Source organism: Kribbella sp. (genome assembly GCF_035687465.1).
Lineage (GTDB): Bacteria > Actinomycetota > Actinomycetes > Propionibacteriales > Kribbellaceae > Kribbella.
In genome coordinates this window covers 1-9,400 of the sequence record NZ_DASRXP010000229.1, presented here as the reverse complement: position 1 = coordinate 9,400, position 9,400 = coordinate 1, and the positions used below count along the sequence as shown (strand labels likewise).

7 protein-coding genes are annotated in these 9,400 nt (G+C 68.3%); 6 read left to right on the top strand and 1 reads right to left on the bottom strand.

The features are described from left to right. The first annotated feature begins 90 nt into the window (after positions 1–90). The 5 genes from VFG33_RS11545 (at position 91) to VFG33_RS11525 (ending at position 4,518) form a co-directional block, all read left to right on the top strand. The gene (locus VFG33_RS11545; RefSeq protein ID WP_325025376.1) at positions 91–753 is read left to right on the top strand and encodes an SCO family protein; all 663 of its coding nucleotides are present in this window, start codon (positions 91–93) and stop codon (positions 751–753) included. Between the two features lie 97 nt (positions 754–850). After that, complete coding sequence (locus tag VFG33_RS11540) at positions 851–1,555, top strand: DsbA family protein (RefSeq protein ID WP_325025374.1); 705 nt, start codon at positions 851–853, stop codon at positions 1,553–1,555. A 72-nt stretch (positions 1,556–1,627) separates the two neighbouring features. After that, positions 1,628–2,800 (top strand): prolipoprotein diacylglyceryl transferase, encoded by a 1,173-nt coding sequence (gene lgt / locus VFG33_RS11535; RefSeq protein ID WP_325025372.1) that lies wholly within the window; start codon positions 1,628–1,630, stop codon positions 2,798–2,800. Next, entirely contained in the window at positions 2,793–3,653 is an 861-nt protein-coding gene (locus VFG33_RS11530; protein WP_325025370.1) for a VIT1/CCC1 transporter family protein, read from the top strand. Before lgt ends, VFG33_RS11530 begins: the two co-directional genes overlap by 8 nt. Before the next feature lie 40 nt (positions 3,654–3,693). Continuing rightward, entirely contained in the window at positions 3,694–4,518 is an 825-nt protein-coding gene (locus tag VFG33_RS11525; RefSeq protein WP_325025368.1) for a hypothetical protein, read from the top strand. A 375-nt stretch (positions 4,519–4,893) separates the two neighbouring features. Here VFG33_RS11525 and VFG33_RS11520 read toward each other — a convergent pair whose 3' ends face one another. Then, the gene (locus VFG33_RS11520; protein WP_325025367.1) at positions 4,894–5,742 is read right to left on the bottom strand and encodes a phosphotransferase family protein; all 849 of its coding nucleotides are present in this window, start codon (positions 5,740–5,742) and stop codon (positions 4,894–4,896) included. 260 nt (positions 5,743–6,002) lie between these two features. Between VFG33_RS11520 and gltB the strand changes: the two genes are divergently transcribed. Next, positions 6,003–9,400: glutamate synthase large subunit (gene gltB, locus VFG33_RS11515; protein WP_325025366.1), on the top strand; the 3,398-nt coding region annotated here is incomplete at its 3' end.

Sequence of the window (9,400 nt, the reverse complement as noted above, 5' to 3'; positions counted from 1 at the left end):
GAGGCGCGGCCGGAGTACGGGCGCTGACCGAAAGTCTGGCTGAAGGTGTCCGTCGGGAACGCAGCGAGACCGTTGCGCGTTAGACCCGCCGTGAGTCGAACCAGGAACGCGGCCTTTTTCTTCGCCGCGGTGGCTCTGCTTGCCCTCGCGGGCTGCAGCAGCGGGCCGGAACAGCAAGCTGACAATCCGGGTGGAGCGATCATCCGGACCCCTGCCAGCGACCCCAACGGGTTGCGCGGGGCAACGTTGGACCGGCCGTACGCACTGCCCGCGAAGTCGCTGACCGATACCTCGGGCAACGAGTTCAACCTGGTCACCTCGACGAAGAAGCCGGTCACGCTGGTGTTCTTCGGTTACACCAACTGCCCGGACGTGTGCCCGACGGTGATGGCCGACGTGGCCTCCGCGCTGACGAAGCTGGACAAGTCGGTCCGCGACGACGTGCAGTTGCTGTTCATCACCACCGATCCGGCGCGCGACACCGGGCCGGTGATTCGCAAGTATCTGGACCGTTTCGACCCCTCGTTCGTCGGGCTGACCGGGTCACTGACCTCGATCAAGGACATCGCCCAGGCGGTCGGCGTACCGGTGGAGGGCATGAAGAAACTGCCGTCCGGCGGCTACGAGGTCGGCCACGGCGCGCAGGTGCTCGGATTCGGCGTGAACGACAAGGCCACCGTGCTCTGGCTGTCGAACGCCGCGATCGGCGATCTGGCCCACGACTTCGGCAAGCTGGTCGAGGACAACCGCTGACGCTTTGATGGTGCTGGCAGGCTTGGTTGATACTCAGCCCGGCCAGTAAGTTCGCGCTGTAACCGGATCCGTACACCCCGACAGGAGTAACCGCGTCGTGAGCAAGACCAAACCGCCAGTGAACCCACTGCTGCAGAGCAAGCGGCGCCGGATCGGTCCCGGTGTGATCGTGGTGATCGTGCTGGTGCTCGCGCTCGGCGGCGGCGTCGGCGTGCAGTACTGGCGCAGCCACTCCGGAGTCAGCGTGAGCTCCGACAGCGGCCCCGAGCCGACCACGATCACCGGTCCGGGCACCAACGGTCAGGGCGTCAAGATCGGCCAGGCGAGCGCGAAGGTCAACATCGACCTGTTCATCGACTTCCGCTGCCCGCACTGCGAGGAATTCGAGAGCGAGTCCGGCTCGACCATCAACCAACTGGTGGCGGACGGGACGGCGACAGTGACGTACTGGCCGCTGACCTTCGTCAGCCCCGACTCGCCCCGGCTCGCGAACGCCTTCGCCGCGGCGGCTTCGAACGGCAAGGCCCAGAGCTACGCCAACGAGATCTACGCGGACTTCGCCAAGTCCTGGACCGACGACCAGTTGCTCGACCTCGGCAAGCAGTTGGGGATCGACGACGCCAAGTTCGAGACGGCGCTCAAGGACAACAGCTACGCCGGCTGGCTCGAGTCGATCGGGCAGGAGGCCACCACCCGCAAGGTCGAAGGCACCCCGACCGTGTTCGTGAACGACAAGATGCTGGCCGCCGACGTGCTCACGCCGGAGGGCATCCAGAAGGCCGTCATCGGAGCCGCGGGCTGACGCACCGAGTCCCCATCGTGACCGCCTGTCGGTGGTCGCGTTGGGGCCGGTCGAGTAGCGTTCCTGCTTGCCATGTCTAGTCAGCTGCCCGCCGTGCTCATTCCGGCGTTCATCCCCAGTCCCAGCCAGGGCGTCTGGCACCTCGGCCCGTTGCCGCTGCGTGCCTACGCCATCTGCATCCTGATCGGCATCTTCGCCGGCTACTGGCTCGGCCGCAGGCGCTGGGTCGCCCGCGGCGGCACGGCCGAGGTGCTCGCCGACATCATGTTCTGGGCGATCCCGTTCGGTCTGATCGGGGCCCGGATCTACCACGTGCTGACCGACTGGAACCGGTACTTCGGTTCCGACGGCGACCCGGTGGAAGCGCTGAAGATCTGGCACGGCGGGCTCGGGATCTGGGGCGCGATCGGCTTCGGCGCGCTCGGCGCCTGGATCGCGTGCCGCCGGCACAAGGTGCCGTTCCTGGCGGTCGCGGACGCGATGGCGCCGGGGATCGCGCTGGCGCAGGTGTTCGGGAGGTTCGGCAACTACTTCAACCAGGAACTGTTCGGTCGCCCGACCACGCACTGGTGGGGCCTGGAGATCGCGTTCGGTAACCGGCCGGCGGGCTACGAGCAGTTCGCCACCTTCCACCCGACCTTCCTGTACGAAGCGATCTGGAACCTCGGCGTGATCGCGCTGATCATCCTGGTCGGACGCCGCTACACCCTCGGCCACGGCCGCGCCTTCGCCCTGTACGCCGCGGGCTACACCGCCGGGCGCGGGTGGATCGAGACGCTGCGCATCGACACCGCCGACCACATCGCGGGCGTGCGGCTCAACGTCTTCACCTCGATCATCATCTTCGTCCTGGCAGTCGTCTTCTTCATCCTCAGCGCCCGCCTCCGCCCCGGCCAGGAAGACATCTCCGGCGCCAAACCCGCCGCCCCAACTCCAGACAGCGAGAGCGCAGAGGCGAGCGACGTCGCGGTTGGTGAGGGTGCCTCGACTCCGTCTGACGACGCTGGGGCAGCGACGCCGACGGACGACAGCGCAGCAAGCGGTTCGGAGAAGCTGGTCGACGCCGAGGGCAAGATCAGCCGCGAGGGCGAGGCGCCCGGCGCCGACGACCCGGCCGAGCCGGGTGCGGGCGACGGCGACCCGAGCGCGCGCGACGAGGCGGGCCGGCCGAAGGCGACCAGCCCCGCCGATGCCGCCGGCTCTTCCACCCCCAGCACTACCCCTTCCGATGGGTCCCGTGACTGACGACCAGACTCTCGGGACCGAGGGCGAAGGAACCACTTCGCCGTCGGCCTCGTCGATCCCGGCCGGCGGAGCGACCGGCGTACCGGGTGCACCCGCTTCCGCACTACCCGCTGAGGGGGCGTCCGTAGTACGGGGTGGGCGGGAGGTGTCGGCGGAGCACTCGGGGGATCATGTGCATCGGGATGTCACCGGTGGGTGGTTGCGGCCGACTGTGTTCGGGGCGATGGACGGGCTGGTGTCGAACTTCGCGCTGATCGCCGGGATGGACGGCGGGACCTCGTCGGGATCGAAGTTCATCGTGCTGGCCGGGCTCGCCGGTCTGGCCGCGGGCGCGTTCTCGATGGCGGCGGGGGAGTACACCTCGGTCGCGTCGCAGCGGGAGCTCGCGCGGGCCGAGATCGAGGTCGAGCGCCTGGAGATCCAGCGGCACCCGAGCGACGAGGAACTCGAGCTCGCCGAGACCTACCGGGCGAAGGGCCTCGACCCCGAACTGGCGGACAAGGTCGCCAAGCAGTTCCACAAGAACCCGGACCAGGCGCTCGAGGAGCACGTCCGCGAGGAACTGGGCGTCGACCCCAACGACCTGCCGTCCCCGGTGGTCGCCGCCGCCTCGTCGTTCGTCTCGTTCGCCATCGGCGCCCTCGTCCCGCTCCTCCCGTACCTCCTCGGCGCCGGCAGCGTGCTACCCGCCCTGATCATGTCGCTGACGGCCCTGTTCATCTGTGGGGCCGTCGTCAGCCGCGTCACCAGCCGCTCCTGGTGGTACTCCGGCCTCCGCCAACTCATCCTCGGCGCAGCCGCTGCAGCCCTCACCTACGGCGTCGGCCTCCTGGTAGGCCCCGGAGTCGGCTAAACCCGTCGCAACCCGCTGACGCCCTCGCTAGGGTCGCCTGGTGCTACTTCCTGGGGCAATCGACGAGTCACCGGCCACCTGGATCAAGACCCTCGGTACGACGTTCGCCCGCTTCGGCGCGCACACGCAGGACTCCGGCAACATCTCGTACGGCGTTGACGTCGACGGCACGCGGTTCTTCCTGAAGACCGCAGGTGATCCCGCTGACCAGGCCCCGTACCTCGACTTCGACGCCCGCCAAGGTCTACTCCGCAACGCCGCGGAGCTGGCGAAAACCATCCACCACCCGCTGCTGCCCGCGTTCCACGGCCTGATCGAGTCACCAGGCGGCCCGGTACTGGTCTACGAATGGCGCGACGGCGAACACCTCGGCACGGCACGCGACCAACGAGAAAACCCCGAGACCGCCTACCAACGCTTCCGCGCCCTGCCGGCCGACGAAATCCTCGCGGCCCTCGACCAACTGTTCGACCTCCACGCCCACCTGACCGCCGCCGGCTGGGTCGAGGGCGACTTCTACGACGGCGCGCTGCTCTACGACTTCACCCAGCACCGACTCACCATGATCGACCCGGACAGCTACCACCTCGGTCCCTACCGCAACGACATGGGCCGCATGTTCGGCGCCAGCCGCTTCATGGCCCCCGAAGAGTTCTCCCTCGGCGCCCCCATCGACGACCGCACCACGGCGTACGTGATGGCCCGCGCCGCCCTCGTCTTCCTCTCCGACGGCACGCTCGACCGCACCTCCTTCCGCGGCCCAGACCCCCTGTACGCCGTCACCCAGCAAGCCGTAACCACCAGATTCCCCAGCTATGCAGCCTTCCACGATGCTTGGCAGGCAGCAGCGGCGGCAGGCCAGTGAGGTCTGCGAACACCAGGCTGATCAGGTCGTCGAGCGGGCTTTGATCAGGCCTTGGCAAATCCCTCGCGCCCGCCCCGATCATCACCCCCAGCCGGCCACGCCCGCCACGCCCATCGGCCACGCCCACCACGCCCACCACGCCCGCCACGCCCGCCACGCCCACCACGCCCACCGGCTACGCCCGTCCCCTTCGGCGAACCCACCGTTTCGAGGGTTATCCCCTGAAAGTGTGGGTTGCCTGCGTGCATACAGTGCGCCAACCCGCAGTGGGAGGGGCTAACCCTCGACACGGTGGGTTCGCCGAAGGGGCGGGGAATGGATCGGTGGTGGGTGGAGGGCGTGGTGAGCGGTCGTCGACGAAGGGGGAGTCGGCAGCTAGCGGACAGGCCCGGCAGCGCCCGGCGAATCGCAGGCCTCAGCGACCAGGTCGCTGAGATGGACCAGGCGGTCGACGTGGTCGCCGGGATCGGTTCGGCTCAGTGACCAGGCGGCTCGGGAGACGGCTGTGAAGGCGGCGGTGAGGACTGCGCCACGGCGTACGGCGTCACGATCCTCGAAGACCGGGAGGAGTTCATCCAGGGGTAGATCGACCGCCAGCAGCAGGTAGCCGAGGTCGAAGCCGGCGGGTCCGAGGCCGAACTGCTCCCAGTCGACGGCGATCACGTTGTCGCCGTCGTGGCCGAGCAGGTTCCCGGGGTGGGCGTCGCCGTGCGTGGGGACTCGTGGAAGGGCGTCGAGTTCCGCGAGCGCGGCGTCGCGCCGTACCCAAAAGTCCTGTACTGCGCGTTGCAGGTCGGTGGGAAGCTTCGAGTCGAGCGTGGTCCAGCCGCCTCGGTCCGAGACCGTGGTCAAGCGGTCGCGGAGGATATCGCGCGCACCCCAGGACGGCTCGGGAACCTGTGCTCGCGCGAAGCGCCCAAGAGCTTCGGCAAGGGCGAGCGCATCCAGTGGAGTGGGAGAGACCTGGGCGGTCCACATGGTCGCGCCGGTGTCGTCCCACTGGACCTTGAGACAGGCCGGTGAGCGGAGTCCGGGAGTTGCCGCCACGAGGGCGGACTCGGCGACGAGCGGTTGGCGTCGCCAGTACGCGTGGTGTCGGGGGTGGTCGACGGCGGCGACCAGGCGTTTCACCACCCAGTGGTCCGGGGTGAGCCAGACGCCGCCGTTCGACTGGCCGGTGCCGGAGGTGAGCGGTTGCCAGGTGGGTGCTGGTGCCCAGGGCATAGCTCACGACTACCACGGGAGCTCGCTGAGAAGGTGGTGAAATTCACCGCTGGTGGGTGGTTACGTGGGGTAGTTCCTGGGACCATGGGGAAGGACAGTGAGCGCTTGCTTACGGGGTGTGATCATGAGGGTTGCAGGGCGTCCTCACGGTGGAACGGGAGTCCATCTGGTGGGCGTCATGAGGTAGTCTCGGGACTCCCGGCTTGGGCCAATGTTGTCCCGCGGCCAGTTGTTGACCGTAGGACGACGGGAGCCCCTGAATGTATGGTCGCGCCCCCTTTTCTAGTAGGCCGAGCGAGGGTCTGTACGACGGACGCCACGAGCATGATGCCTGTGGTGTCGCCTTCGTCGCGACCCTGACCGGTGAACCTAGCCACGACATCGTGGCGAAGGCTTTGACCGCCCTGCGCAACCTCGAACACCGCGGTGCTTCCGGCGCCGAACCCAATACCGGCGACGGTGCCGGCATCTTGCTGCAGATCCCGGATGCGTTCTACCGCAAGGTGTGCGACTTCGAACTGCCCGTGCAGCGTGGTTACGCGACGGGGATCGCCTTCCTGCCCCAGGAGGCCGACGACGCGGCCAAGGCAGTCAGGCGGATCGAGGAACTGGCCGCCGAGGAGAGCCTCGAGGTCCTCGGCTGGCGTGACGTGCCGATCGACCCGAGCATGCTCGGCACCACCTCACGGTCGGTGATGCCGGTGTTCCGGCAGTTGTTCGTCGCCTCGAAGGTCGGCCGGGTGCTCGGGCTCGGGCTGGAGCGGATGGCGTTCCGGCTGCGCAAGCGGGCGGAGAAGGAGACGGAGACCTACTTCCCGTCGTTGTCGGGCCGGACCATCACCTACAAGGGGATGCTGACCACCGACCAGTTGGACAAGTTCTTCCCTGAGCTGACCGACCCGGACCTCGCCTCGGCGATCGGCGTCGTGCACTCGCGGTTCTCCACCAACACGTTCCCGTCCTGGCCGCTGGCCCACCCGTACCGGTACATCGCCCACAACGGCGAGATCAACACCGTGCAGGGCAACCGGAACTGGATGCGCGCCCGGGAGGCGCTGCTCGCCAGCGACCTGATCCCCGGCGATCTCGAGCAGCTCTACCCGATCTGTACTCCGGACGCATCGGACTCCGCCACCTTCGACGAGGTGCTGGAACTGCTCCACCTCGGTGGTCGCTCGCTGCCGCACGCGATGCTGATGATGATCCCGGAGGCGTGGGAGAACGCCGCCACGATGGACCCGAAGCGGCGCGCGTTCTACGAGTTCCACTCCACTCTGATGGAGCCCTGGGACGGCCCGGCCTCGGTCGTCTTCAGCGACGGCACCAAGGTCGGCGCCGTGCTCGACCGGAACGGCCTTCGCCCCTCGCGCTACTGGGTCACCGACGACGGACTCGTAGTACTGGCGTCCGAGGCCGGCGTGCTGGACATCGACCCGGCCACGGTCACCCAGAAGGGCCGTCTCGAGCCCGGCCGGATCTTCCTGGTCGACGTCGAGGCGCACCGGATCATCACCGACTCCGAGGTGAAGACGCGGCTGGCCGAGGAGCACCCGTACGACGAATGGCTGCACGCCGGCCTGATCCGCTTCGAGAACCTGCAGGAGCGCGAGCACGTCGTCCACAGCCACGCCTCGGTCACCCGGCGCCAGCAGGTGTTCGGGTACACCGAGGAGGAGCTGCGGATCCTGCTCACGCCGATGGCGAAGAGCGGGGCGGAACCGATCGGCTCGATGGGTACCGACACCCCGATCGCCGTGCTCAGCGACCGGCCGCGGCTGCTGTTCGACTACTTCGCGCAGTTGTTCGCGCAGGTGACGAACCCGCCGTTGGACGCGATCCGCGAGGAGCTGGTGACCTCGCTGTCGTCGTCCCTCGGCCCGGAGGCCAACCTGCTGAACCCGGGCCCGGCGTCCTGCCGTCAGGTGGTGCTGCCGTTCCCGGTGATCACCAACGACGAGCTGGCCAAGCTGCGGCACATCAACCTGGACGGCGACATGCCGGGCCTGGCGACGACCGTACTGCGAGGCGTGTACGACGTGGAAGGCGGCGGACTCGCCCTCCGGCACCGTCTGGACGCCATCTGTGACGAGGCGTCGGCGGCGATCGCCGAAGGCGCCAGGATCCTGGTGCTGTCCGACCGGCACTCCAACGCGGAGAACGCGCCGATCCCGTCCCTGCTGCTGACCGCCGCGGTTCATCACCATCTGGTGAGGGAGAAGACCCGCACCCGCGTCGGCCTGGTGGTCGAGGCCGGGGACGTCCGGGAGGTCCACCACGTCGCGCTACTGATGGGGTACGGCGCGGCCGGGGTCAACCCGTACCTCGCCCTGGAGTCCGTGGAGGACCTCTGCCGGCAGGGCACGTACCTGCCCGGGCTCGAGCCGGACCAGGCGGTCCGGAACGTGGTGAAGTCGCTCGGCAAGGGCGTGCTCAAGGTGATGTCCAAGATGGGCGTCAGCACGGTCGCGTCGTATACGGGCGCCCAGATCTTCGAGGCGAACGGGCTGTCCCCGGACCTGGTCGACACCTACTTCACCGGGACCTCGTCCAAGCTCGGCGGCATCGGGCTCGACGTGATCGCGGAGGAGGTCCGTCGGCGGCACCTGCGGGCGTATCCGGCGGACGGGATCCTCGCGGCGCACCGCAACCTGGAGATCGGCGGCGAGTACCAGTGGCGCCGTGAGGGTGAGCCGCATCTGTTCGACCCGGAGACGGTGTTCCGGCTGCAGCACTCCACCCGGACCGGGCGCTACGACATCTTCAAGCAGTACACGTCCCGGGTGGACGAGCAGTCCGAGCGGCTGATGACCTTGCGCGGTCTTTTTGGCTTCAAGTCCGGGCGTGAGCCGATCTCCATCGACGAGGTCGAGCCTGTCAGCGCGATCGTTCGCAGGTTCTCCACCGGTGCGATGAGCTACGGCTCGATCAGCGCCGAGGCGCACACCACGCTGGCGATCGCGATGAACCGGCTCGGCGGCAAGTCGAACACCGGTGAGGGCGGCGAGGACTCCGACCGGCTGCACGATGCGTCCCGCCGGAGTTCCATCAAGCAGGTGGCGTCCGGCCGGTTCGGCGTCACCGCGGAGTACCTGACGAACTCCGACGACATCCAGATCAAGATGGCGCAGGGGGCCAAGCCGGGCGAGGGTGGTCAGCTGCCCGGGCACAAGGTCTACCCGTGGGTGGCGAGCACGCGGCACTCGACCCCGGGCGTCGGCCTGATCTCGCCGCCGCCGCACCACGACATCTACTCGATCGAGGATCTCGCCCAGCTGATCCACGACCTGAAGAACGCGAACCCGTCCGCGCGGATCCACGTGAAGCTGGTCTCCGAGGTAGGCGTCGGCACGATCGCCGCTGGAGTCAGTAAGGCCCACGCTGACGTAGTACTGATCTCCGGTCATGACGGTGGAACCGGTGCCGCTCCGCTGACCTCGCTGAAGCATGCAGGTGGTCCGTGGGAGCTCGGGCTCGCCGAGACGCAGCAGACGCTGCTGCTGAACGGCCTGCGCGACCGGATCGTGGTGCAGACCGACGGCCAGCTCAAGACGGGCCGCGACGTCGTCATCGGCGCGCTGCTGGGCGCCGAAGAGTACGGCTTCGCGACGGCGCCGCTCGTCGTCATGGGCTGCGTGATGATGCGCGTCTGCCACCTGAA